At 60.3% G+C, this 23,945-nt stretch carries 20 protein-coding genes and 4 tRNA genes; 5 read left to right on the forward strand and 19 right to left on the reverse strand.

Annotated elements, in window-relative coordinates; all coding sequences use genetic code 11:
* Positions 1 to 17: 17 nt before the first annotated feature.
* The gene (locus CORGL_RS06325; RefSeq protein WP_013709082.1) at positions 18 to 1,202 is read right to left on the reverse strand and encodes a M20 metallopeptidase family protein; all 1,185 of its coding nucleotides are present in this window, start codon (positions 1,200 to 1,202) and stop codon (positions 18 to 20) included.
* A gap of 276 nt (positions 1,203 to 1,478) precedes the next feature.
* Between CORGL_RS06325 and CORGL_RS06330 the strand changes: the two genes are divergently transcribed.
* The 3 genes from CORGL_RS06330 to CORGL_RS10105 all read left to right on the forward strand — a co-directional run bounded on the left by CORGL_RS06330 (position 1,479) and on the right by CORGL_RS10105 (position 2,622).
* Entirely contained in the window at positions 1,479 to 1,997 is a 519-nt protein-coding gene (locus CORGL_RS06330; RefSeq protein WP_013709083.1) for a YaiI/YqxD family protein, read from the forward strand.
* A 95-nt stretch (positions 1,998 to 2,092) separates the two neighbouring features.
* Positions 2,093 to 2,248 carry a class I SAM-dependent methyltransferase gene (locus tag CORGL_RS10095; RefSeq protein WP_245526890.1) on the forward strand — a complete coding sequence of 52 codons (156 nt, stop codon included), beginning with the start codon at positions 2,093 to 2,095 and terminating at the stop codon, positions 2,246 to 2,248.
* 65 nt (positions 2,249 to 2,313) lie between these two features.
* On the forward strand, positions 2,314 to 2,622 hold the full coding sequence (locus CORGL_RS10105) for a hypothetical protein (RefSeq protein ID WP_049777698.1): 309 nt from the start codon (positions 2,314 to 2,316) through the stop codon (positions 2,620 to 2,622).
* A 478-nt stretch (positions 2,623 to 3,100) separates the two neighbouring features.
* Here the strand turns inward: CORGL_RS10105 and yedF are convergent, their stop codons facing one another.
* The 3 genes from yedF to CORGL_RS06350 form a co-directional block, all read right to left on the reverse strand.
* Positions 3,101 to 3,712, reverse strand: a complete 612-nt coding sequence (yedF, locus tag CORGL_RS06340; protein WP_013709084.1) for a sulfurtransferase-like selenium metabolism protein YedF — start codon at positions 3,710 to 3,712, stop codon at positions 3,101 to 3,103.
* A gap of 718 nt (positions 3,713 to 4,430) precedes the next feature.
* Complete coding sequence (locus CORGL_RS06345; RefSeq protein WP_216476077.1) at positions 4,431 to 4,898, reverse strand: DUF488 domain-containing protein; 468 nt, start codon at positions 4,896 to 4,898, stop codon at positions 4,431 to 4,433.
* A gap of 205 nt (positions 4,899 to 5,103) precedes the next feature.
* Positions 5,104 to 5,178, reverse strand: a tRNA-Val gene (locus CORGL_RS06350).
* 338 nt (positions 5,179 to 5,516) lie between these two features.
* Here CORGL_RS06350 and CORGL_RS06355 point away from each other — a divergent pair.
* Positions 5,517 to 5,592 (forward strand) — tRNA-Gly (locus CORGL_RS06355).
* 40 nt (positions 5,593 to 5,632) lie between these two features.
* A tRNA-Cys gene (locus tag CORGL_RS06360) sits at positions 5,633 to 5,706 on the forward strand.
* Positions 5,707 to 5,785: 79 nt separating this feature from the next.
* Here the strand turns inward: CORGL_RS06360 and CORGL_RS06365 are convergent.
* The 15 genes from CORGL_RS06365 to gap form a co-directional block, all read right to left on the reverse strand.
* Positions 5,786 to 6,523 (reverse strand): anti-sigma factor antagonist, encoded by a 738-nt coding sequence (locus CORGL_RS06365; RefSeq protein ID WP_013709086.1) that lies wholly within the window; start codon positions 6,521 to 6,523, stop codon positions 5,786 to 5,788.
* A 96-nt stretch (positions 6,524 to 6,619) separates the two neighbouring features.
* Positions 6,620 to 7,549, reverse strand: coding sequence for a cation diffusion facilitator family transporter (locus CORGL_RS06370; RefSeq protein WP_013709087.1), 930 nt, complete (start codon positions 7,547 to 7,549; stop codon positions 6,620 to 6,622).
* Positions 7,546 to 9,906: a GAF domain-containing SpoIIE family protein phosphatase gene (locus CORGL_RS06375; RefSeq protein WP_013709088.1), complete on the reverse strand. Its 2,361-nt coding sequence runs from the start codon at positions 9,904 to 9,906 to the stop codon at positions 7,546 to 7,548. The genes CORGL_RS06370 and CORGL_RS06375 overlap by 4 nt, the downstream gene beginning before the upstream one ends.
* Before the next feature lie 119 nt (positions 9,907 to 10,025).
* A tRNA-Leu gene (locus CORGL_RS06380) sits at positions 10,026 to 10,116 on the reverse strand.
* A gap of 153 nt (positions 10,117 to 10,269) precedes the next feature.
* Positions 10,270 to 12,021 (reverse strand): peptide ABC transporter substrate-binding protein, encoded by a 1,752-nt coding sequence (locus CORGL_RS06385; protein ID WP_013709089.1) that lies wholly within the window; start codon positions 12,019 to 12,021, stop codon positions 10,270 to 10,272.
* A gap of 25 nt (positions 12,022 to 12,046) precedes the next feature.
* Positions 12,047 to 13,075 carry an ABC transporter ATP-binding protein gene (locus CORGL_RS06390; RefSeq protein WP_013709090.1) on the reverse strand — a complete coding sequence of 343 codons (1,029 nt, stop codon included), beginning with the start codon at positions 13,073 to 13,075 and terminating at the stop codon, positions 12,047 to 12,049.
* Positions 13,075 to 14,202 (reverse strand): ABC transporter ATP-binding protein, encoded by a 1,128-nt coding sequence (locus CORGL_RS06395; RefSeq protein ID WP_013709091.1) that lies wholly within the window; start codon positions 14,200 to 14,202, stop codon positions 13,075 to 13,077. Before CORGL_RS06395 ends, CORGL_RS06390 begins: the two co-directional genes overlap by 1 nt.
* Before the next feature lie 2 nt (positions 14,203 to 14,204).
* The gene (locus CORGL_RS06400; RefSeq protein WP_342610097.1) at positions 14,205 to 15,086 is read right to left on the reverse strand and encodes an ABC transporter permease; all 882 of its coding nucleotides are present in this window, start codon (positions 15,084 to 15,086) and stop codon (positions 14,205 to 14,207) included.
* Between the two features lie 74 nt (positions 15,087 to 15,160).
* Positions 15,161 to 16,198: an ABC transporter permease gene (locus tag CORGL_RS06405; RefSeq protein WP_013709093.1), complete on the reverse strand. Its 1,038-nt coding sequence runs from the start codon at positions 16,196 to 16,198 to the stop codon at positions 15,161 to 15,163.
* Between the two features lie 224 nt (positions 16,199 to 16,422).
* Positions 16,423 to 18,105, reverse strand: a complete 1,683-nt coding sequence (locus CORGL_RS06410) for a peptide ABC transporter substrate-binding protein (RefSeq protein ID WP_013709094.1) — start codon at positions 18,103 to 18,105, stop codon at positions 16,423 to 16,425.
* Positions 18,106 to 18,465: 360 nt separating this feature from the next.
* Positions 18,466 to 18,720 carry a preprotein translocase subunit SecG gene (secG, locus tag CORGL_RS06415; RefSeq protein ID WP_013709095.1) on the reverse strand — a complete coding sequence of 85 codons (255 nt, stop codon included), beginning with the start codon at positions 18,718 to 18,720 and terminating at the stop codon, positions 18,466 to 18,468.
* 396 nt (positions 18,721 to 19,116) lie between these two features.
* Positions 19,117 to 20,673: a 2,3-bisphosphoglycerate-independent phosphoglycerate mutase gene (gene gpmI, locus CORGL_RS06420; protein ID WP_013709096.1), complete on the reverse strand. Its 1,557-nt coding sequence runs from the start codon at positions 20,671 to 20,673 to the stop codon at positions 19,117 to 19,119.
* Entirely contained in the window at positions 20,670 to 21,449 is a 780-nt protein-coding gene (gene tpiA / locus CORGL_RS06425) for a triose-phosphate isomerase (protein WP_013709097.1), read from the reverse strand. The genes gpmI and tpiA overlap by 4 nt, the downstream gene beginning before the upstream one ends.
* On the reverse strand, positions 21,439 to 22,635 hold the full coding sequence (locus CORGL_RS06430; protein WP_013709098.1) for a phosphoglycerate kinase: 1,197 nt from the start codon (positions 22,633 to 22,635) through the stop codon (positions 21,439 to 21,441). Before CORGL_RS06430 ends, tpiA begins: the two co-directional genes overlap by 11 nt.
* A 225-nt stretch (positions 22,636 to 22,860) precedes the next feature.
* Positions 22,861 to 23,889, reverse strand: a complete 1,029-nt coding sequence (gene gap / locus CORGL_RS06435) for a type I glyceraldehyde-3-phosphate dehydrogenase (protein WP_013709099.1) — start codon at positions 23,887 to 23,889, stop codon at positions 22,861 to 22,863.
* Between the last annotated feature and the right edge of the window lie 56 nt (positions 23,890 to 23,945).

A 23,945-nucleotide genomic window follows, 5' to 3' on the forward strand; every position in this document is an offset into this window, starting at 1 on the left:
TGAGCTCTCTGTGGGCATCATCCCAGTCGAGCGGTCGATCTCATCTCTTCTTGCGTTTCCAGAACGTACTGCACGAACAGCGCCACACCCATCACAAGTCCCCGCTCATCGATATCGAATTTCGCATGATGGTGCGGATAGACCGGTCCCTCGAGCTTGCCGCCACCGACCAGGGCAAGGACGCCCGGCTTGTCACGCGTGAAAAACGAGAAGTCCTCGGCGACGCCGATCATGGGATAGTCGATCAGCGCCTCGTCTCCCGCTGTCGCTCTCACGGCGGCCTCCGCGCGACGACTGCAGTCTTCGTCGTTTATGACCGGTGGGGTCGCCTCGGTGTAGTCGAGCTCGAAGGTCGTCCGGAAGGCGTCGCACGTGCCGCCGATGATGCGCTCCATCGCCTGCGGTATCTGCGCGTGGACCCCGTGAGAGAAGCTCCTGACGGTCCCTGTGAGCGTCACCTCGTCGGGGATGACGTTGAACCCCGTACCCGCCCTCAGCGTGCACACGCTCACAACCGCCGCCTCGGTCGACGATATCTCCCTGCTCACGATCGTCTGCAGGGCGCTGATCACCGCGGCGGCGCACGGGATCGGGTCTATCGCCGTTTCCGGAGACGCCGCATGGCCGCCGTCTCCCCTGATGGTCAGGCGGAACACATCGCAGGCTGACATACGCGGACCCGCTTGAACGGATATCTTGCCCACGGGAATGGGCGACCAGATGTGGATGGCCATGAAGGTATCGATATCTTGAACCTCGGGCAACGCCGCCACCCTCTTCGCACCTCCTCCGAGCTCCTCGGCCGGCTGGAATATGAACCTGACGGTCCCCTTCAGCTCGTCTCTGTGCTCGGACAGAATCTTCGCAGCCGTGAGCAGCATCGCCATGTGTGCGTCATGGCCGCAGGCATGGCTCGTGTTCTCGTACTCCGACGCGAACGGGAGCCCCGTTTCCTCCTTGACGGGAAGGGCATCCATGTCGGCGCGCAACCCGATCACGGGCAGACCCCTCTTGCCGACGAGCGTCGCGATGACACCGGTCCCCGCGACCTCGACATAGGGAATACCGAGAACATCGAGCTCCTGCTCGATCAGCCTCTGCGTCCCCTGCTCCCTCCAGCCCGTCTCGGGATGTCGATGGAACTGTCGACGCAGCTCGACGACGTGGTCCCAGCTGTCCTCGGCGATGCCCATCACGTCCATGAGTCATACTCCCATCCATGGCTCGATTACTCATATCTCAGAGTCGCGCGCGATGTGCGCGCGCCCTCAGCTCCCTTCAACTCAGCCCCCTGCGCTGCCGCGACCCGTATCGCTGAGTATGGTGCACGAAGAAAACGTCGAGGCGGATCCGCCATGCCATCGCATGCCTGACGCATCGCCGCTTCATACCATAGTAGCAGCTCCGTGCGCCGAGACGACAAGCGATGTGATATCATGCCTGCATGCAGCAACCAATGTGTCTGAAGGAGTCCGTCTGTGCCGCCCACGCTGTATATAGACGCCGACGCCTGCCCGGTGACGCGCGAGGCGCTCGCCTGCGCCCGCAAGGCTCGGGTCCGCACGGTCATCGCCGGCAACACGACGCAGAATCTCGCGCGTCAGATCCGTCGCGACGATCCGCGAGAGGTCGGCCGCGCGCGGGGGCGGGATGCGACCCACACCGGTTTCTGGGTCGAGATCCTCGAAGTCTCCGTCGGTGCCGACAGCGCCGACTTCGCCATCATCGAGCTGCTCGAACCCGGCGATGTCGTCGTCACGCAGGACATCGGTCTGGCCGGAATGGTGCTCGGACGCGGTGCCGCCGCCATCGGCGTGCGCGGCCGCATCTACCAGAAGGCGACGATCGACATAGATCTTCTCATTCGTCATGAGGAGAAGAAGGTCCGTCGCACCGGCGGGCGCACCAAGGGGCCGGCACCCTTCACCGAAGATGACCGCCGCCGCTTCACCCAGAACCTCACCCGGCTGCTGCGAGACGACACGCAGCAGGCATGAATTCGTCATCTGAAACCGATTTGAAAAGAGTCGTATGAGCATCGCCGGCATTGCCGGCTGCACCGACCACAACGCACGAACAGCAGATGCGCCTCATGGCCGCAATCGGCGCTCGATGCTCCGTGCTCGACTACTCGCCGCAGATGGTTGCAGCCGACCGCCTCGTCGCCGAGCGCGAGGGGTATGACATCGAGATCGCGCGCGCCGACATGACCAGGCCCTCCCCTTCTCCGACGGCTCATTCGATCTGATCATCCGTCCGCTCTCCAACTGCTGCGTCGAGGAGGTCCTGCCGATCTGGCGCGAATGCCATCGCGTGCTCGCGCACGGCGGACGTCTGATCTGCGGACTCGATAACGGATTCGGCTATGCGTTCGACGGCGCGGAGGAGCGCATCGTCAACAGGCTGCCGCACAACCCGCTGCGCGATCCGGATCTCATGGCGACCTTCGACATCGACGAGGACGACATCCAGTTCTCGCATACCTTCGACGAGCAGATCGCAGGGCAGCTGCGGGCGGGTTTCACTCTCATCGACTGCTATGAGGACACCCACGGCGAGGGCAGACTGCACGATCTGAACATTCCGACCTTCTGGGCAACCCTCTGTGAGAAGCGGAGCTGATCGCGGCCGAAGACGGCTGCAGCCCTCAAACGATGCGCCACCGTCACCGGCCCCGGTGGCGGCGACGATGAAGCTCTTTCTTGTACTGAAAACGCCCTATCGCAGCTCAGCGCAACGGATACTCGACGGCACTGTGTTATATCTCCGTTCATTGTATCGAATTTCATTCGTGGTAATAAAAAGAGCATGCAGCATATAGAGGACTATAGGCGCGCATACAACTCCCTCGACAGCCATTTTTCAATTGGACAACTATTCGTCCCGCCTCGATTGGAATCTGTTCGCAGCCGAGCCCGAGATTGGTTTCGATTGTCCGTCTACCGATTGCGAGCTATAAGCTGAGCCGGCGCGACAGCAGCGCCGTCATAAGAACCCCGGTTGAGAACACCACCTAAGTGCGAAAGTGAATTAGTCCTCGCTAAACACCATGGTATACGAAATTATGAGGGCTAGGCCTTTGCATGAGGTACCAATGTGATCACGGCCGCACGATCAAATCGGCCTGAAGCTGCCTATCGACTATCTCATACATGTTCGTGATGCCACCGACCTCCACTGCGGCGGTGAGACCATAGCAGTCAAGACAGGTTCCACAGCTCAGTATCGCGCATCCGCGATCCTCAAGGGCTTTCAGATCTTCAATGGAATCCGATCCCGAACAGGCCAGCTTCACGCCTCCGTTGTACAGCAGCACAGCATCGATCTGCTTGGCCTGCTGGCTGAGAGCATAGATGAAGCCCTTGAGAAGGATGGCACCCAGCTTGTCATCGCCTGAGCCCATATGGCCGGCCGAGATGACGGCGACGATGCCGCGATGACCCGACCCTTCCCGTGTATCAACCGCTTCCTCATTCTGATCGTGTCCGGAGCGAGCGGGAATGGTGATCTTGACGCGGTGCTCCTTGTCACCGATGCGTTCCGAGCTGACGACATATCCTTTCTGTTGCGCCATCTTCATGAGATTCTGAACGGCGACCTCGTTGTCCACGCGCGTCTCTATGGTTCCGCCATCGGAGAGCTTGGCGGCCGCCTTCAGAGTCATGACCACGGGAACAGGACAGACCTCGCCCATCGCGTTGACTACCACCATGATACTCAGCTCCTTTGCTGTCGGTTTGCAACAATTCTGACCCTCTCGAACAAGATGCAACCCGGTTAGCCGTCTACTCCCATTTTTATCCGGAGACGAACCTTCGACATAGCCCGAGTATAAGCATGGGTATTTATATATGTCAATAAAACCCGCCATTTCTTTGGCGGCACAATCATATGCGCCTTCAGAAACTTAAGCCCGCGAGCCGCACATGATATCCTTTGTGCCCCTGCCCGAATCTGGTTTTATTCTGGCGACCAAAGAAACTCAGGGGCAACTTCTTTTTTCGGTAAGCGGTTATGATGCTCGCACCACATGAGAATAGGCGAGGCGGCGCAACCGGCGGCTGCAGCACAGCAGGATGTTGCGGAGGAGGTCGCGCCCGGAGATCACATGCGACAGAGGGGAGAAGCCGGTATGGCCTCCGGGTTCCCGCGCGCCGATGACGCCGGTTGGGACACCTCGCCTTTGTACGATCGCGGGAACACGTCTGCGTCCCCGTGTCGTCTGTGTGAAATTACCCAAATTGAGACGACCCGATATCCATTCACGAAATATTCATGTCCTGAAAGGTCGATTTTGCAAACAGGCGCAACTCGAATACGAGATTTCTCTATAACAGAATCCGGATAGAGGGTGCGCGCTGTGACTCCATCCCGAAGCATAAGACCGCCTCGTGATCGATCTCATGCAACCTCTTGCAGATGAAACCCGATCATCGCGACGGCGTCCGCTTGCAGTCGGCATCCTCAAGCATGCGTCTCAGAACCTCCACATGGCTGCGCCGCTCACGCGACGCTGCGCCCAGCAAGCAAACGACCTCATAGCCGCCATAGCGGTCGAAGAACCGCACGACAGCGTCGCGCGCGATCATCTCATCGCGATAAGCCTCGGAGAAGCTCTCCCATGACATCGTCTTATGGATATAGGCGCCGAACAGCTCTGGAGTTGGCGCAAACAGCGTATCGTGCTCATAGTCCGCGTCGAGCAACTTGGGCACGAAATACGCCAGATCGTTCTTCTTTGTGAATCCGGCAAGCTGATTGGTGTTCTTGAGTCGCACGTCAAGCAGAAGATCGGCGTGCTCCTCAGCGAGCGTATCGAAGAACTGCTGAGCGGTGATGCCATACGGCCTGATCGTGTGGATTCTCATGATGTAGAGCCCTCTTCTCATTCGCTTCATGCAATCGGAACGGAAGCACTGAAGTTACTATATCCACTGGAAAAATCGATATACCTGCTGTCCCGCAGACAAACACTCGCTTGATGGTTTCGGCTCCGTTATCGCTCGATTGCACCTCGGCTTACAGGACTTTGTACCGCAAGGCGAGAAGTTAGCGACTACAAAATAAGGTCAGACGCTTTTCAGCATCTGACCTCGTTGTTCGTGGTGGGCGTTACAAGATTTGAACTTGTGACCTCTTCCGTGTCAGGGAAGCGCTCTCCCCCTGAGCTAAACGCCCGATTTGCGCCTGCGTGCACGCGCAGGTGCTAATATAGCGAACCTGCGCAGCTCTGTAAAGATCGAATCTGAAAAAGCGCGTCGCGGTTCGCGCGAGATGCCGTGCATCGCGCCTCTCAGATGGACACCGCTATCCTGACGAAACCATATGCGACCGGTCGCCGCAAGCGGTGACGCGCGACTCCGTCCGATCGGGCGGATGCCGAGGTATCCGAAAGCGCAACTGCAGCTCCCGTGCTCCGTCATCCGATGAAAAGCCCTCGTCGCAGGACCCTCGTCGGTTTTTTTGCGATGTGGCTTGCATGGACCTGAGTTCTCGTGTATCTTATCTCTCTGCAAGCGGACATGGCTCAGTTGGTAGAGCACCACCTTGCCAAGGTGGGGGTCGCGGGTTCGAACCCCGTTGTCCGCTCCATCGCATGCAACGGCCGGATCGAGATTCGGCCTTTTTCTTCGGCGACGTGGCCAAGTGGTAAGGCAGAGGCCTGCAAAGCCTTTATCCCCGGTTCGAATCCGGGCGTCGCCTCCAGCAACAAGAGCCGGTAGAGGTGCTTTCCTCTACCGGCTTCTCTTTTTCTGCACGTGCTGTGATACCGCTCGATCGCCGATCACGTCTCCACTGTCGACAGAAGCTTGATGAGTCGAACGAGCGTACCTCGTGCATCCGTGCGTCGGTGCACCTCCACGCTGTCGACGAGCATCCGCATGAGTCTGATGCCCCGCCCGCGCTCCTCGGTCACATCCGGCTCCTCGTCAGCACCGATTTCATAACCCTCGCCGCAATCGAGGACCTCCACGACGACGCGATCGACATAGGCGCGTATCGTCATGGTCACACCATCGCAGTCCGCGTGATCATAAGCGTTGCTGAGCGCCTCCCCCAAGGCAGAAACCGTGTCCAACCGTGCATCGTAGCCCATGGGCAGATCACTCAGTATATCGATGGCTCGATGCCGATAGTAGCTCAGGTTCTCGATCCCCTTCTGCACGACGATGGCCTTGCTCCACAAAGGGGATTGATCTTGAGATGCAACAGGGATCGGCAATCGATGGGCAGCGGTGACATGCAGCACATCGAGCGGCTGCGCACGTTGAAGAAAGCGAATGATCTCGGGTGAGGCGTTTTCCAGCGTCAGCAGACCGCCTGCATGCATGAGACTCCGAGCGCAGGCGAGCAGGAACGCCAGACCCGTGGAGTCTATGAATCCAACATGCTCGCAGTTGAGCAGAATCCGCCTGATGCCAGATTTCACATAATTGTCTATCTCGGAGCGCAGCAGAGACACTGTCGCGATATCGATATCCCCCGCAGGCGCGATGACTGCTATGTCGTTCCATCCATCCATACCGTTTTGATTCCCCGGTGACTCGGTTCTAAACAGCTGCTCGGCTACTCGCTCCGAGATGGCAGCATGTTGGTTATATTTTAACCATTTCTTCATCTACGATATGTCTGAATCGTCCATTGCGGCCTGGAATCGTTCCTCGGGCGTATCAGGCTCGACATGTACAACGGTGTCGACAACCTGGGGAAAGCTCTCGGCGATCGCGCGCTCGACCAGACCGGCGACCTCGTGCGCATGAGCGATGCTCATGGACGGCTCGACCATGATATGCAGGTCCATGTAGACCTCGCCCTCGGTTCCGCGGGTTCGAACGTTATGGCAGTTGATCGCTCCGGGAACCGAGTTGACAACCGATTTGACTTCACGCACGGAGATTCGCGCCTTGTCGGAGAGCGTCGCGCTGGCTTGACGAAACACCTCGTAGGCGCTCTTCAGTATCATCACTGCAACCAGAATCGATACGATTGGATCCGCGATGGGCCATCCCGCCCGCACGAACACGAGACCCAGAATGACCGAAAGGGTCACGAGGACATCCGCGAGCGTGTGAAAGGAATCCGCCTCAAGCAGCTCCGAGCGCAGCGCACGGGCGCGATTTCGCTCAAAGACGACAACGAACAGGTTCACTGCCAGCGTGATCACCATGACGGCAAACGATCCGGCGTTCACCTGGGGCTCGGCGGTGGCGAATACGAGGCTGCCAACGGCTTCGGATCCGACTGAATAGGCTGCACCGAGCAGCATGATCCCAATACCGGCGCTGGCATAGGTCTCGAATTTCTGATGACCATAGGGGTGATCCAGATCAGCGGGGCGTGCTGCAAGGGCCAGACCGATGATGCCGACGAGATTTGATACCGAGTCGAACAGCGAGGCGATACCGTCTGCACGGACCGACACGGCACCGGTGATGCTTCCGTACCAGATCTTTGCTACCGCGACCATGAGATTCAGCACCAAGATGATGCCGAGCGCATGCCGAATGCGCGAGAAGCGCTCATGCGCGCTGTGAGCCCCGATTCTCATTCAGGCTCCTTGTCTCTGTCAAAGCGAAGCGCAACGAGAGCGATGTCATCATCAAGCGTCGAGTCCGTGAACTCATCGAGAGCATCCAGAATCGTCTGACACAATCCATGGAGTCCTTGATGAACGTGACGCATCACATGATCGCGCAGACGCTGCTCGCCGAAGAACTCACCTTTCGAGTTGCGCGCCTCGATGGCACCATCAGTGTACATGAACAGTATGTCACCAGCGGAGAACTCAAAGGAACCCCCCTTGAACGACATGGTCTCAAACGCGCCGACGACGCCGGACTGCATGTCCAGGACACAGGACTCAGGCGTGCACGATCGCGCTTCATCTGAACTCTTGAGAATCGAGGAGCGGATGAGCAGCGCGGGGGGACTGCCCGCCGAGCAGTACCACGCCCTGCCGCGGCGCAGGTCGATCTTGGCGATGAACATGCTGGCGAATGTCTCGACACGCGAGAAGCTCATCAGCATGCTGTTGAGAGAGCGGCACATGCCATCCGGATCCGCTCCCTCCCAGGCATATGCGGTGAGCGCCGTCTTCACGAGCGCGGACATGGAAGCCGCCTCGACGCCCTTGCCCGATACGTCGCCGACCACCATGACGGCGCAGTCGTCTGGAAGATGGATCAGCGTGTAGAAATCGCCCCCTACAAGGGCCTGACGCGTCGCCGACGAGTAGAGCGAATCCGTCGTCAGTCCGGGTACATTCCCGAGCGCGTTTCTCATACCGACCTGAAGCGTCTGAGCTATGCAGCCCTGCTGCTTCTTATGCGTCGCATCACCCAGGTAGATCTCATACTCGTGCGCGAGCCACAGCATGTAGTCGTATTCCATATCATCAAGGGGCTCATATGACTCGTCGCGCAGCAGCACATACATGTGTTCCAGTCCGAGCTGTACCGGCGTCTGCGCAGCGGAGGCGCTATCATCGGCAGTTCGCGCGTCTGTCGGAGGTTCTTGGACGATGAGCTGCGGACCGGGGTCAACGAAGATCCCCTGCCCCGGCAAACCGTGGGATTTGAGCCATTTTCCGAAGGTGGACTCCACGTTGAAGCGGGCCAGTCGCACACGCTCGAGATCGTCGCTGCATGTGGACTGAGCGCCGCCTGCATGAGCCAGATAGTCCTCGATACCCGGGTTCGGGCGAGCAGCCGTTTCTCTGGTGGAGAAGAACATCTCATCGATGCTTCCAGGGATGTCCAAGAACCTGCCGTTGACATCGAGCGCCCAACACTCGTTGTCTGCATCGAACTTAAACTCATAGAGGTCGCACGACAGGACTCGGCGCATCTCGCTCGAGATCTTCGGCCAGGTCCCCTTTCTGACGACACCGAACTCGAACAGGGTATCGCGGATATGATTGATCGAGCGGATGAGCTTGGTCATGCGCTTGGATCGCAGGCTGTTCACCAAACCGACGAGCTGGATGGATAAGAACTCGCAAATGACCTCGAGCACCTTGACGTCGTAGGCGCGCTGTGTCTTCGGACGACTCCAGCCCAGCTCTATCACGCCCAGAACCTGCGTCCCATAGAACACCGGAACCGCGATGAGCGAGCGAAACGGCAAGGTTTCCTCGATCCTGAGGGAGAACCGCTGTCGATCGCCGTGATCATACATGATGATCCTCGGATCGTCCTCATCGATGGCGGGCAGAACAGACAGCCGACAGGACCGCTGCTTGCGCATCACATATGTAGGGATGCCCACGCCATAGGGTAGAAACACCGGAACATCGCACTCAGAGAGACTCCGCGAGACGCCCCGCAGTCGAAATCCGGTGCTCTCTGAGAAGTAGATCGCGCTGCCATCTGCATCGAGTGCACTGACCAGCTCGTTCAAGACGGTGTCCAGCAGTTTCGCAAGATCGGTTGCTCCAATGCTTTCCACGATAACCGAAATAATCCCCGAAAGGCGCTTATTTGCCGACTGCAGCTCGCAGAGAGCCCGGTTCAACTCCACATCGCGGGCGTACCTCTCTTTGAGGCTTTGCATGACGACAAGAATCCTGCCGGAATCCGCCTGCTCGGATGTGCCGGAAGATAGCTGGACCGCGCGCGCGAGGACCGGGGTGAACGAGCCGTCGAACAGCTTGAGCGTGAGCTTGGTATCGGACCCGTCCAAGGGAAACGGCAGCTCGTGATCGGCAGCGCGCTCAAATGACACACTGAAGAGCAGATCTTTGATATTCGAACCCACGATAAGCGGCCGCAGCTCCGAGAGAAGATCAAGCAACTGGTGATTTATGTGCAGAATCGTTCCGTCATGCGCGCACACGGCGATGAAGTCGCTCGTCATCTCAACCAGCTTCAGCAGCCCTATGGCATCGTGATAGGGCATGGCGTCCATCAGCGAGCCTCCATCCTCAGCTTGCCGCGCGCGGACTCCATGCCGCACGCTCTTTACATGAGCATACCAAAGGAAGGTCAGGGAGAAAAAGAAAGCCCCTGGCGAGGCGAATGAATCCATGGTGTCGGAGGCGGGACTTGAACCCGCATGACCTTTGGAGGGGTCACTAGCACCTCAAGCTAGCGCGTCTGCCAATTCCGCCACTCCGACATGCTTTTCAGCGTGATTGATAATAACCCATAGTGCCTCCGTAAGGCAAGAACAATTTTCATCCGCTCAGCATCGACAGAGTCCCGAAGCTCTCCGGTCCATACGGCTCGCGCGCGCTCGAGGCGCCGCCTCCGCGCGAGCGCGCCGAAGTGGCTAGCTCGGCGTCGCGTCCGCCAGATGGATGCGCGTCTGAGGATCGATGTAGAGACGCGAGATGCGATCGGATCCGAGAACGATATGCGTGAAATACATCAGGGGGATGATCGGGCACATCTGAGCGATCAGCGTGTTGGCATCCTGAAAGCGCGATATGCGCGAGGACTCCTCCTTGATGGTGCGAGCCTCATTGATCGAGGCGTCAACCTCGGCGCTCGTGAACCCTGATCGATTGGATCCCTGAAGCGAACTCGAATGGAACAGCGGGAAGAGAACGCTGTCCATAATGGGGTAGTCCGCAGTCCAATCCATATGGGCGAGCTGATATTGGCGGTTCTGATATCGCCCGATCAAAACATCGCTCTCGGCTGTGTCGGTCTCGCAATCGATCCCAACATCCGCCAGGTCACGTATAATCGCTTCCATGACCTTCTTGTGGCCCCCGTCGGGATTGAACGAGAGCTTCAGCTTCACGCCGCGAGAGCCGTCTTTGCCCTTCGGATATATCTTGTCAAGAAGCGCTGCGGCCGCCTGCGGATCGTGTCTGGCATACGGCCACGCTCCGCGTCGATAGCCCGGGATATGAGGAGGTATGATATCGTCTGCGGGTATGCGCGTGCTTTTGAAGACGGATCTGCAGATCTCGTCTCGATCGATCGCCAGAGAGACCGCCCGTCTGAAATCGGGATTGGAGAGCGGCTCGATCGTGGTGTTGCAGCAGATGAAGTATGTCGAGAGCTCTGAGCCGAGAACGAGCCGGGCACCCTCTTCCATCGTGCATCCGTCTGCAGACATGCCTCGATCTCCCTTGGCCTTCTCGTACTGGGTGATCGGGCAGTCGCAGATATCCAGATTCCCGATCTGGAACTCGCGAAAGGCCCGCTCGGCATCGGGCTGGATGCCGAGCGATATGGCGTCGATCTCAGATGGTGAAGGATACGCTTCGAAACGTTGCAGCTCGATGCTCTGAGCGTGCTCATCCCAGCTTCCGATCATCCGGAAGGGCCCGTTGCCGACAGGGGCAGCGGCGAAACCCTTGGGATCGACGAGGGCAGAGGCGGGCACCGGGCCGAGCGCGGGATGAGCCGCGATACTCGGAAAGTCGGCATAGGGTGCCGAGAGCCTGACGACGAGCGTCTGCGCATCCGGACACTCAAGACCGGCGAGACCGGAGGCTGCCCCGGAGCGCAGGCTCTGATAGCCATCGACGAGTGAGAGATGGTGAGCGACCTGTGAGGAACCGAGGTTCTTGGCGAGGACGCTATCGGGATCGACGATGCACTCCCATGCGCGCTTGAAGTCCTCCGATCGCACGGGATCCCCGTTATGAAAAGACGCCTGACGAAGATGAAACGTGAACGTCTTAGCATCATCGCTCGCTTCGAAACTCGATGCGGCGAGACCCACGGGTGCGGCCTGCTCGAAATCATATCTGAGAAGCGGATCGAAGAGCTGAAAAACGACCTGCAGACCCGCGGCATCGCGGACGTTGATCGGATCGATCGCCGCCGGTTGCGATATCGCGACAGCGAGCTTGGCGGGACCCGTCTGAGCGCTCGTCTGGCTGCCGGGAATCGAAGCACCTTGTTTCGGAAGCCGAGAGCAGGCCGCAAGTGCCGCAAGCGAACCCACGGCGGCCACGCCTCCCAGAAAGGACCGACGTGTCAACGCAAAGGCATCGCGATCGCCGTTCACCGCCTTCGGTGCCCTGGCTCCGGCGCAGGCCGGATCATGCAACTCATCACCCATGCGCTCCTCCGAGCCCCTCGCGTGGCTACAGGTCGATATGCGTCTCTTTGATGGGAAACCTCTTCGCGAAATGACACGCGCAGAAATGACCGTCCGCCACGCACTCGAGCTTGGGCTCCTGCTTGCTGCAGATCTCCTTGGCGATCGGGCAACGCGTGTGAAACCTGCATCCGCTTGGCGGGTCGATCGGCGAAGGAGGATCTCCAGCGAGAATGATGCGCTTGCGCGTGCGTTGAATATCGGGATCCGGCACCGGCACCGCGGAGAGCAGCGACTGGGTGTAGGGATGGTTCGGCTCGGAGTACAGCGTCTTCCAATCAGATATCTCCACGATCTTACCGAGATACATCACGGCGACGCGGTCTGAGATGTGCTGAACGACAGACAGATCATGTGCGATGAACATGTACGCGGTTCCGAACTGCTTCTGAAGATCGGACAGCAGATTGAGGACCTGGGCCTGGATGGACACGTCGAGGGCGGAGACCGGCTCATCGCAGATGATGAGTTTCGGGCGCAACGCGAACGCTCGCGCGATTCCGATGCGCTGCCGCTGCCCGCCTGAGAACTCATGCGGATAGCGATTTATATGCTCCGGATTGAGCCCGACGACTTCGAGCAGCTCGCGAGAGGTGCGCATCCGCTCGCTTTTTGTGCCGACATCATGGATGGTCAGAGGCTCTGAGACGATCTCGCCGATCGTCATGCGCGGGTTGAGGCTCGCATAGGGGTCTTGAAAAATGAACTGCATCTCGCGACGCATCGCCTTGAGCTCGCGACCGTTCATCGCCGCCATGTCGCGACCCTCGAAGAAGATCTTGCCCGCAGTCGGCCGCGTGAGATGCATGATGGTGCGCCCGGTCGTTGACTTGCCGCAGCCCGACTCGCCCACGAGGCCGAATGTCTCGCCTGCGTGGATATCGAATGAGATGTCGCTGACGGCTGAGACCACCCGCTTTGACAGGCGACTCGCGATCACCCCTCCCTCTACGGGGAACTCCTTGGTGAGATGCTCGATTCTGAGCAGAGGCTCCTTCTCGGTGTCTGCCGCCATCACGCCTCACCTCCTGTCGAAGTCGTGTCAAGTACGTCGGGCTGCCCGGTCGCGATCGTTCCGCGTGAACGCGAGGTATCCGGCGCGTTCTTGATGAACTCGGGATCATCGGCGAAGTGACAGGCGGAGAAGTGATCGCTGCTGATCGTCATATGAGCGGGCACCTGCTCATGGCAGATATCGATCGCATAGGGACAACGCGGAGCGAATGGACAGCCGCTTGGGAGATTCACCAGCGAAGGCGGATTGCCATGAATAGGCGTCAGGGGCTTCTTCTCGTCGACCGCCTGCTCGGGGATCGAGCGAATGAGACCCCAGGTATAGGGGTGGCGGCTCTCATAGAAGATCTCATCGGCGGTCCCGAACTCCACGGGCCTGCCGGCGTACATGACCATGATCTTGTCGGCCATATCGGCGACCACGCCCAGATCGTGCGTGATCATGATGATCGCGTTGCCGTTCTTTTGCTGCATCTCCTGCATGAGTTCGATGATCTGCGCCTGAATGGTCACGTCGAGCGCCGTGGTGGGCTCATCGGCGATCAGGATGTCCGGGTCGCAGGCGAGCGCCATCGCGATCATGACGCGCTGACGCATGCCGCCGGAGAACTGGTGCGGATACTCGTTGACGCGCTTCTCGGGCTCCGGTATGCCGACAAGGCGGAGAAGCTCGACAGCGCGCTCCAGCGCCTGCTGCTTGGTGTAGCCGCGATGGAGCCTCAGGCCCTCGCCGACCTGCCGACCGATCTTGTAGACCGGATTGAGCGAGGTCATCGGATCCTGAAAGATCATCGCGATGTCGTTGCCCCGGATGTGACGCAGCTCCTCCTCGGGCATGTGGATGAGCGAGTGACCCCTATAGAGCGCATCGCCCCCTTCGATCTTGCCCGGAGGCATGTCGATGAGCCCCATGAGCGTGAGCGCGGTGACGGACTTGCCCGAGCCGGACTCCCCCACGACGCCAAGCGTCTCGCCGCGCTCCAAGGTGTAGGACACTCCGTCGACCGCATGGACGATGCCGTCCTGAGTGTGAAAGTACATCTTCAGGTCATCGACCTCGAGCAGGTGCTCATCGGCGGCGATGGGCCGCTGCTTCAGGTCGATATAGGTTTCCGTGTTCTTTTTCATGCTTACGCGTCCTTCAATTTCACATCGAGCGCATCGCGCATACCGTTGCCGAGCAGCGTGAACGCAAGCACGGTGGATAGGATCGCCAGACCGGGCTCGATCATGAGCCAAGGCTGCGAGCGCAGATACTGCTCACCATCTTGAATAAGCAGTCCCCACGAGGGGTTCGGCGGGGTGACGCCCATACCCAGAAACGACAGCGCCGCCTCGGTGAGGATGGCTCCGCCGACGTTCATCGTCGCGTACACGACGATTGATGCCACCGAGTTCGGAAAGATGTGGCGTGCGATGATACGAAGATCGGAGGCCCCCATGGCGCGCGCGGCGTCCACGTAGTCGTTCTCCTTGACCGACAGGATCGCCGAGCGAAACACTCTGGCGATCGATGGCCAGCCCAGCACCCCGATCGCGATGAAGACATTCTGGATGCCATTGCCGATCACCGCCAGCATGACGATGACGAACAGCGTATAGGGAAATGCGAGGAACACATCGGCCAAGCGCATGATGATCGTGTCCCAGATCCCACCGTAGTAGGCGGCGAGCGCCCCCATGATAAGTCCGATGATCGTCGAGATGCCCGTTGCGACGACGCCGACCGACAATGAGATGCGCGCACCGTAGATGACGCGCGACAAGATGTCGCGTCCGAGTTTGTCGGTGCCGAAGGGATGAGCCGCCGACGGCGGAAGCAGCGAGTTCTCCGCCATCGTCGCACTGTCGGAATCAGTCGGGGATCCCAAGGTGTTCGGTACCCACAGATCAGCCGATAGCGCGATCACGATCACGATCGTGATCCAAAGGATCGAGATCACCGAAAGCTTGTCGCGCTTCAGGCGCTTGATCGCATCTCCCCACAGAGTGCGGGATGCCTCGCCGGACATCTCCGCTGCGACGGGCTCATCAGCCTTGCCCACCTCGGCGCGTTCTGATGGACTGTGATACAACATGTTCGCTCCTACTGCTCTTGATTCGTGCCGCCGAGCCTGATCCGGGGATCAAGGAAGGCGTAGCTGATATCGACGATCAGATTGATGATCATGACCACGATGACGATCATGGTGACCGACCCCATAACGATCGGGTAGTCGCGCTGGCCGATCGCACGGAAGATCTCGTAGCCGACACCGGGCCAGTTGAACACCGTCTCGGTCAGAATCGCACCGGCCATCATGGTGCCGAAGTCCATACCGATATAGGTGACAACGGGGATCAGCGCGTTTTTCAGCGCATGGTGGACGATGACGGAATGCCTGGAGAGACCCTTCGCCCGCGCCGTGCGAATGAAATCCTGGTTGAGCACGTCCAGAAGCTGGGAGCGCATGATGCGAGCGGTATAGGCGGTCGAGATTGAGGCGAGCGTGATGGATGGCATGATGAAGTACATCCAACCGGGGAACTGCGACATCGGGCTCAGGGCACCTGAGGGCGGAAGCGCGATAGCGCCGCCGGTGACCTGCGGGAGCCATACTCCGAAAAGCAGTTGAAGAAGCATGCCGAGCCAAAATGCCGGCATCGCCACGAGAACCGAGGTGACAAGCGTCACGAAGACATCCCAGAACGAATAGCGCTTCACGGCGGAGATGATGCCGGCGCTGACGCCCAGAATCGTCTCGATCACGATGGCGACCACGGCGAGCTGTGCCGTGTAGGGATACTTCTGCGCGAGGATGTTCGAGACATCCTCACCGCGCTGATAGGATCTGCCAAGGTCACCATGGGCAAGATTGCCCAGGTACAGGGCATAGCGCTCCCACAGGGGCGTAGGGATCGAATCTCCGTTCTCATCAAGCACGGGGCGGCCCTCCCCATCTGTCTTGATCAGATGGTAACGGGCCCGCAGATTCATCTCGGTCTGCGGATCGAGGGTCCGCTCGCCTGCGATGAGCTTGACCGGATCGCCGGGAACGATGTTCTGCATGGCAAACATGATCAAGGTCACCCCAAGAAACACTGGGATGAACTGCAGCACGCGTTTGACGACGTATCTGAGCACAACGCACGCTCCTCTCCTGCTCTCAGCATTGAAACGGTAATTATACGCTTCAGACGGGCTCACAAGAGCGATCCAAGCGATCACCACATGTGAAGCGCTTCACAGCTCATGGCTGGTTGATTTCCCAACCGGCCCTGGGCTGCAAGGCTCGAACACATATGCAGGGCATCGAATACTCGGTGCCCTGCAACTCAACTCAGTTTGAGTACGCGAGCGACGTCTCGCTACTTGGCGATCTCTGCCTTGCTGAACGCAGCCGCGACCTGCGGGCTGTAGTAGAACTTCTTGAGCCTCTTGCTACCCACGTACTTGTGCGAATAGAAGTAGATCGGGATGAGCGGCATATCGTCGCCGATCTTGGCGCTGATCTTGCGCAGCGCCTCTTTGCGCTCGTCCTCGTCATCGATCAGGCGCGACGCGTCGATGGCCTTATCGATCTCGGGATTGTCGTACTTGGAGTAGTTGTTGTCCGCCGTGCTGTAGAAATTGGGGTAGATGAAGTTGTCTATCGTCGGATAGTCGGCGATCCATCCCATGCGGCCCAGATCGTAGGAGCCTTCCTTCATCGTGGTGAGATAGGCCGCCCACTCCTGCGTGCCCTGATTGACCTCGATGCCGATGTTCTCGAGATCGCTCTGGATCGTCGTCATGATGTCCTCGTGACCGCCACCGGAGTTGTAGTTGAGCGTGACCGTGATTCCCCGCTTGCCGTCATCGCCCGCCGGATATTTGTCATCGAGCAGCTTGGCGGCTGCCTTGGGGTCGTACTCGGTGTACTTCCACTTGCCCTCCTTCTCATCGTCGATGAGCGAGGGGATGACGCCGTCGGCCACCGCACCGTAACCGGACAAGACGGTTTCGACGATGTTCTTGCGGTTGATGGCCATCGAGATGGCGCGGCGAACGTTGACGTCCTTCAGGTACTCGTTCGTGCCCTTCAGGTTCGCGGCCAAGAAGTAGACCGAGCACTCGGTGCCGTCGAGGACCTGGTTGCCCGGTGTGACGGTGAAGCCGTCCTTCGATGCGCCGTACTGATCCTTGATGTCCTTGAGCTTGGCCGTCGGGATGTTCGTGAAATCGATGTTGCCGGACTCGAACTCGGTGAAGGCCGTTTCGGGAGACTTTTGGATGCTGAAATAGACCCCATCGATCGTGGCCTTGTCGCCGTAGTAATCATCGTTGCGCTCGATCTCGATGTACTGACCGGTGACCCATTTGTCCTTCATCTTGAACGGACCGTTGCCGATCGGTGCGAGCAGGAAGTCATCCGCCTCATCGATGGCCGCCTGAGGAACCGGAACCAGACCGGGATGGGTGCACACGTAGATGAAGTCGGCCATCTTCTTGGAGAGCGTCACCACGAAGGTCGAGTCATCCGGGCAGGTGAGCCCCGTGATCTCCTTGGCGTTGCCCGCCAGGTACTCGCTGTAGCCCGCAACCGGTGCCAGGTGATACCCGATCTCGCCGGGGGTCTTCATGTTCGGGTCGACCAGACGCTGCCAGCCGCGCTTGAACGAGGCGGAGTCGACCTTGTCTCCGTTGTGGAACGTAGCCTCTTTCAGCTTGAACGTGTAGGTGAGGCCGTCCTCGGAGATCTCGGGCAGATCCTTTGCCGCGAGCGCCACGACCTTCTTCTTGTCCCAGTCATAGGTGACCAGCGGATCGAACAGGCAGTGGCCCACCTGCGTGCCCTGATCCTCCTGCAAGTTGTACGGATCGATAGCTTTGGGATCGCTCAGGAAGTAGCTGATCTTGTTGCTCGCGGAGGACCCGCCGCCATCCGTGCTTCCCGAGCCCTTGCCTGCGGGACTGCACGCTGCAAGAGCCGCCAGCGCGCTTGCCGCCAAGGTGCCGCCGATGAACTGACGACGTCCGACGATGGGCTGCCTGACCTTGAAATCTGCCATGCGTTCCTCCTTTGGTTCAATGGTGGGACGGTCCCCCACCAGCCTTGCATCCAAGCGTCTGGCGTCGATCGAGACCCCATGCGCAGATGTTGTGTATTACGATACCGGAAAATACAGGGCTTCGGGACAAGAAACTTGATCGAATCACGCGAGCTGCTTTACCAAAGCGCAGTGTATCCGGGCAAAATCACCGTGATACGCAGCCTTATACTCGTTGAACGAATGCATAATGTGTCAAGAATGTTTCAGAATAGCGCACAAGGTATGGGTTTCAACAACCGATGGCATGCGATGCCGTCAGCGAGAAACGGCACCCTCCGAAAGCGCCGCAACAGAGCAAACCATATATGAGAGACAATCTTAGATGCCCACGATACCCTGCGGGAAGAAGAACATGCAGACAACGACCGACAAGCCAAACACCACCGAGACGATAACGGTGAGCTTGTCGAGGTTTCGCTCCATGACACCGGTGGCGGCGCTCGAGTTGTACAGAGAGCTCGCAATCATGTCGGAAACACCGGTGCCCTTGCCGGAATGCATGAGCACCAGCGCGATCAGCGCCAGCGCGGATATGAGCCAGACGGCGAAGATGATGATCTGAAAAGGACCCACGGGAAACTCCTTCGCATATTGTCGAACGGCGGAGATGATAGCACATCTTCCTCCTTGTTCATCGCACCGCGGTGCGATCTCCAGAGATGATCCAGCTAACTCGACGAGCTGCGACGTCTCGGAAGCGGGCGTCGGCAGGCGCGCAGAGGCGGCGCGTGGGGAGACAAAGGGGCCAACTGATGCCAACAGAACCGACAAAACGAACGATGTCTGCGTAGAAGCGCGGTTTTCGACCATCACTTCGCAAGAAAATCGCTTGGAATGGTCAAAAACCGCGCTTCTGTGGCAGCTACCCGCAGCCAGAGCGCTTCTGTGGCAGCTACCCGCAGCCCGAGCGCTCCCGGGAGCACGCCCGGCGTGACCCCGGAGCGCTCAGCCAGCTGCTTGAGCTCGCCTCTATTCCTCGCGCGCGAGCACGCGCCCGGTCATGGGCGCGGACGGTTCGAGACCGGCGAGGGTGAGCAGCGTCGGTGCGATATCTGAGAGCCGGCCGTCCTCGATGCCGGTGAGGTGCGCCGCCTTGTCGACCACGATGAAGGGCACGCGATTCGTGGTGTGGGCTGTGAAGGGATGCCGCGCGCCGCCCTCATCCGTATCGTACATGTGATCCGCGTTGCCATGGTCTGCCGTGATGAGCGCGAAGCCGCCCGCCTCGAGGATCGCCGGGATGATGCGCGCGACAGAGGCGTCCACTGCCTCGACTGCGGCGATCGCGGCGTCGGTCACGCCGGTGTGGCCGACCATGTCGCAGTTGGCGTAGTTGACGATATAGAAATCCGCGCGATGATCGCGAATGGCCTCGACGAGCCGATCGGTGACCTCGGGCGCGCTCATCTCGGGTTTGAGGTCGTAGGTCGCGACCTTGGGACTCGCGACGAGCACGCGCTCCTCGCCGGGCTTGGGCTCCTCTCGACCCCCGTTCAGGAAGAACGTGACATGGGCGTACTTCTCGGTCTCCGCCGTGTGAAGCTGCCTCAGTCCGGCCTCGGCGATCACGTCGGCGAGCACCTCGTCGGGAAAGCTCTTCGGGAAGGCCACCTCGACGTCGAACGTCGGATCGTACTCCGTGATCGTCACGAAGTGAGACAGATGCGGCACAATCTTGCGCTCGAAGCCCGAGAAGCTCTTCTCGGTGAAGGCACGGGTCATCTCGCGGGCGCGATCCGGCCGGAAATTGAAGAAGATGATGGCGTCGCCATCGGAAACGCCCTCGTTGCGGGTGGCGAAGGGCTCGACGAACTCATCGCCGCGCGGGTCGCGCGCGTAGAAATCGCGAATGCTGCGCACCGGATCGACATCCGCACCATCAGCTGCGGTGATCACGTCGTAGGCGCGCTCGATGCGCTCCCAGCGGTTATCCCGGTCCATCGCCCAGTAACGCCCGGAGACCGAGGCGATGCGCGCATCGCACTCGGTGCGCTCGGAGAGCTCAGCCAAAAAGTCGACGAGTTCGCCCACGTAACCGGCACCCGACTGCGGATCGACGTCGCGTCCATCCAAAAAGCAGTGGAAGCGCACGCGCGCCACACCGCGCTCGGCGGCCATGCGCGCGATCGCCTCGCCGTGGGCCTGCATGGAATGGACCCCGCCCGGCGAGATGAGGCCGAACAGATGCAGGGTTCGCCCGGACGCGGCGAGATCGTCCATCGTCTTGACGAACACCTCGTTTTCAAAGATCGAACCGTCGCGCACTGCGTTGTTGATGCGCGAGAGCTCCTGGAACACGATGCGGCCGGCTCCGATGTTCAGATGGCCGACCTCGGAGTTGCCCATCTGCCCCGCGGGCAGGCCGACATCCTCGCCGGAGGCTCCGAGCGTGGTGTGCGGGCAGGTCTCGAACAGCGAATCGAGATAGGGCGTTCTCGCTTGGGAGACGGCGTTGGCGTCGCCGGGATCGGCGACGCCGAAACCGTCCATGATCACGAGAAGCGCCGGAAGATGACGTTGTGTCATGCCAGATGCTCCCCCGCTCGTGCGACCATGGCCGCGAAGTCCTCGGCAACAAGCGAAGCGCCTCCGACGAGTGCGCCGTCGACGTCTCGCTCCGCCAGGAACTCGGCGATGTTGCCGGGCTTGGCCGAGCCGCCGTAGAGCACGCGGACCCCCTCGGCGATCTGCTCGCCGAACAGCTCAGCGAGGGTCTTGCGGATCGCGCCGCAGACCTCCTGGGCGTCGGCGGCCGTCGCGGTCTTGCCGGTGCCGATGGCCCAGATGGGTTCGTAGGCGACAACCAGCTGGTCGGCGCGGGCGAGCTCGATGCCGGCCAGACCCGCTTTGATCTGGTCGCACACGAACGCGACCTGCGAGCCCGACTCGCGGACCGATTCGGACTCCCCGCAGCAGAACACCGGCGTGATGCCGGCGTCGATCAGGGCGCGGGCCTTGCGCATCTCATCGGCGTCGGTCTCGCCGAAGTACTCCCGACGCTCCGAATGGCCGATGATGCAGTAGAGCGCGCCGACGCCGCGGATCATCCCCGGTGCCGTCTCGCCGGTGTAGGCGCCGGATTTTTCCCAGTAGCAGTTCTGGGCGCCGAGCCTGATGTCGGTGCCCTCGATCTTGTCGGCCACGACGCTCAGGTCGATGGTCGGCGGGCACACGAGCACCTCGACGCCCTCCGGTGCGGTCCCGACGAGCTCGCCGAGCCGAGAGGCGAGCACCGCGGCCTCGCCGATGCCGTTGTTCATCTTCCAGTTGCCGGCGATGAGCCGGGTGCGTCTACTTTGCATCCTCGAGCGCCTCCACTCCGGGAAGGGCCTTGCCCTCGACGAGCTCCATCGAGGCGCCGCCGCCCGTGGAGATCCAGCTCATCTTGTCGGCAAGACCGAATTTGTTGACCGCGGCGACCGAATCGCCGCCGCCGATGATCGAGGTGCACGCGGTGTTGGACGCGACCGCCTCGGCGACCGCCTCGGTGCCATGCGCGAACTGATCCATCTCGAACACGCCCATCGGGCCGTTCCAGAACACGGTCTTGGCTGCGGCGATGGCGCGGGCGTAGAGCTTCTCGGTCTCGGGGCCGATGTCCATGCCCATCCGGTCATCGGGGATCTTGTCGGAGTCGACGACCTCGCCGGTCGCGTCCTCGCCGAAGTGATCCGCAACGACGTTGTCGAGCGGCAACAGGATCTTGACGCCCTTGCTCTCGGCGCGCTTCAGCATCTCCGCGGCGCGCTCGACCCAGTCCTCCTCCTTGAGCGAGGTTCCGACGGTGCAGCCCTTCGCCATGAAGAACGTGTAGGCCATGCCACCGCCGATGATGAGGGTGTCCGCGGCATCGATCAGATGATCGAGCACACCGATCTTGGAGGAGACCTTCGAGCCGCCGACGATGGCGACGAACGGCCGTGCGGGTTCCGCGAAGATCGAGGTCAGCGTATCGACTTCCTTCTCGAGCAGGAAGCCCGCCACGGCGGGCAGATAGGCGGCGGGTCCCACGACCGAGCCCTGCGCGCGATGGGCGGTGCCGAAGGCGTCGAGCACGAAGACGTCGCCGTAGGACGACAGGATCTTGGCGATCTCCGGATCGTTGCTCTTCTCGCGCTTGTCGAAGCGCACGTTCTCGAGCACGAGAATCTTGCCGGGCTCAAGCGCGTCGACGGCGGCCTTGGCCTTCGTGCCGTAGGTGTCGTCGACGAACGCGACATCGAAGCCGGTGAGCTCGCGCAGCTTGTCCGCAGCGGGCCTGAGCGAGAGCGCGGGCTCCGGTCCGTCGCCCTTCGGGCGGCCCAGATGGCTCATGAGCACGATGCGCGCATGATGCTCGACCAGGTACTCGATGGTCGGGATGGCCGCGCGCACGCGCGTGTCATCGGTGACGACGCCGTCTTTGAGCGGGACGTTGAAGTCGACGCGCATGAGAACGCGCTTGCCGTCGACATCGATGTCGCGAACGGTCTTCTTCGTAAAAGCCATGCGAACCTGCCTTTCAAGTCTGAGTGCTGAAACTTGCTTTCGGGCGCGTCGGGTGAAAGGTTCGCATGGATCGATGTCCCCTCCCCCGCTCGCGAATTCCTTGGCGATCTCGCGCGGCAACACCATGCCGCAGCAACGAGAGGGCGCGACCTGCGGCAAACCGCGGGCCGCGCCCCAGATCGACGATGACGGCACCCGTCGAGTGCCGAAACACAGAGGTTCGCGCTACACGAACTTCTCGAAGTATTTGATGGTGCGCACCATCTGAGAGGTGTAGGAGTTCTCGTTGTCATACCAGGCGACGGTCTGGACCTCGTAGAGATCGTTTGCGCCCTCGATCTTGTTGACGAGCGTCTGGGTGGTGTCGAACAGCGAGCCGAACGTCATTCCCACGATGTCGGAGGACACGATCGGATCATCGGTGCAGCCGAACGTCTCAGGGTCGGACGCGCGATGCATGGCCTCGTTGATCTTCTCGGCTGTCAGCTCACTGGCCGACTTGACGACGGAGAACAGCAGCGTGGTGGAGCCCGTGGGAACCGGAACGCGCTGAGCGGCGCCGATGAGCTTGCCCTTCAGCTCGGGGATGACCAGGCCGATGGCCTTTGCGGCACCGGTCGAGTTGGGGACGATGTTCACGGCGGCGGCACGGGCACGGCGCAGATCGCCCTTGCGGTGCGGGCCGTCGAGCAGCATCTGATCGCCGGTGTAGGCGTGGATGGTGCACATGATGGCGGTCTGGATGGGCGTGAAGTCGTTCAGGGCCTTGGCCATGGGCGCCAGGCAGTTCGTGGTGCACGACGCGGCCGAGATGATGTTGTCATCGGCGGTCAGAATGTCGTGGTTGACGTTGTAGACGATCGTCGGCAGATCGTTGCCGGCCGGAGCGGAGATGACGACCTTCTTGGCACCGGCGTCGATGTGCGCCTGAGACTTGGCCTTGGACGTGTAGAAGCCCGTGCACTCGAGCACGACGTCGACATCGAGCTTGCCCCAAGGCAGGTTCTTCGCATCGGGCTCCTTGTAGATTTTAATGGTCTTGCCATCGACCGTGATCGAGCCCTCGCCGGCCTCGACCGTGTGATCGCATGAGTAGTTGCCCTGCGTCGAGTCATACTTGAGCAGGTGCGCGAGCATCTTGGGATCGGTGAGGTCGTTGATGGCGACGATCTCGGAGCCCTCATGCCCGAACATCTGACGGAACGCGAGACGGCCGATGCGGCCGAACCCGTTGATTGCAACCTTTACTGCCATTCGTAACTCCTTTCGTAAGCTCCCGCAGACACCTTGCCTGCCGTTGAAGCTCAAAT

Source organism: Coriobacterium glomerans PW2 (assembly GCF_000195315.1).
Lineage (GTDB): Bacteria > Actinomycetota > Coriobacteriia > Coriobacteriales > Coriobacteriaceae > Coriobacterium > Coriobacterium glomerans.

What these genes read in the sequence shown, in the direction of transcription:
- CORGL_RS06385 (WP_013709089.1), bottom strand. Translation starts at nt 12,021, where the DNA reads ATGGGTGATGAGTTGCATGATCCGGCCTGCGCCGGAGCCAGGGCACCG.
- CORGL_RS06325 (WP_013709082.1), bottom strand. Translation starts at nt 1,202, where the DNA reads ATGGACGTGATGGGCATCGCCGAGGACAGCTGGGACCACGTCGTCGAG.
- CORGL_RS06395 (WP_013709091.1), bottom strand. Translation starts at nt 14,202, where the DNA reads ATGAAAAAGAACACGGAAACCTATATCGACCTGAAGCAGCGGCCCATC.
- CORGL_RS06430 (WP_013709098.1), bottom strand. Translation starts at nt 22,635, where the DNA reads ATGGCTTTTACGAAGAAGACCGTTCGCGACATCGATGTCGACGGCAAG.
- CORGL_RS06390 (WP_013709090.1), bottom strand. Translation starts at nt 13,075, where the DNA reads ATGGCGGCAGACACCGAGAAGGAGCCTCTGCTCAGAATCGAGCATCTC.
- CORGL_RS06365 (WP_013709086.1), bottom strand. Translation starts at nt 6,523, where the DNA reads ATGGATGGATGGAACGACATAGCAGTCATCGCGCCTGCGGGGGATATC.
- CORGL_RS06375 (WP_013709088.1), bottom strand. Translation starts at nt 9,906, where the DNA reads ATGGACGCCATGCCCTATCACGATGCCATAGGGCTGCTGAAGCTGGTT.
- CORGL_RS10095 (WP_245526890.1), top strand. Translation starts at nt 2,093, where the DNA reads ATGGCCGCAATCGGCGCTCGATGCTCCGTGCTCGACTACTCGCCGCAG.
- gpmI (WP_013709096.1), bottom strand. Translation starts at nt 20,673, where the DNA reads ATGACACAACGTCATCTTCCGGCGCTTCTCGTGATCATGGACGGTTTC.
- CORGL_RS06345 (WP_216476077.1), bottom strand. Translation starts at nt 4,898, where the DNA reads ATGAAGCGAATGAGAAGAGGGCTCTACATCATGAGAATCCACACGATC.
- tpiA (WP_013709097.1), bottom strand. Translation starts at nt 21,449, where the DNA reads ATGCAAAGTAGACGCACCCGGCTCATCGCCGGCAACTGGAAGATGAAC.
- CORGL_RS06410 (WP_013709094.1), bottom strand. Translation starts at nt 18,105, where the DNA reads ATGGCAGATTTCAAGGTCAGGCAGCCCATCGTCGGACGTCGTCAGTTC.
- gap (WP_013709099.1), bottom strand. Translation starts at nt 23,889, where the DNA reads ATGGCAGTAAAGGTTGCAATCAACGGGTTCGGCCGCATCGGCCGTCTC.
- CORGL_RS06370 (WP_013709087.1), bottom strand. Translation starts at nt 7,549, where the DNA reads ATGAGAATCGGGGCTCACAGCGCGCATGAGCGCTTCTCGCGCATTCGG.
- yedF (WP_013709084.1), bottom strand. Translation starts at nt 3,712, where the DNA reads ATGGTGGTAGTCAACGCGATGGGCGAGGTCTGTCCTGTTCCCGTGGTC.
- CORGL_RS06400 (WP_342610097.1), bottom strand. Translation starts at nt 15,086, where the DNA reads ATGTCCGGCGAGGCATCCCGCACTCTGTGGGGAGATGCGATCAAGCGC.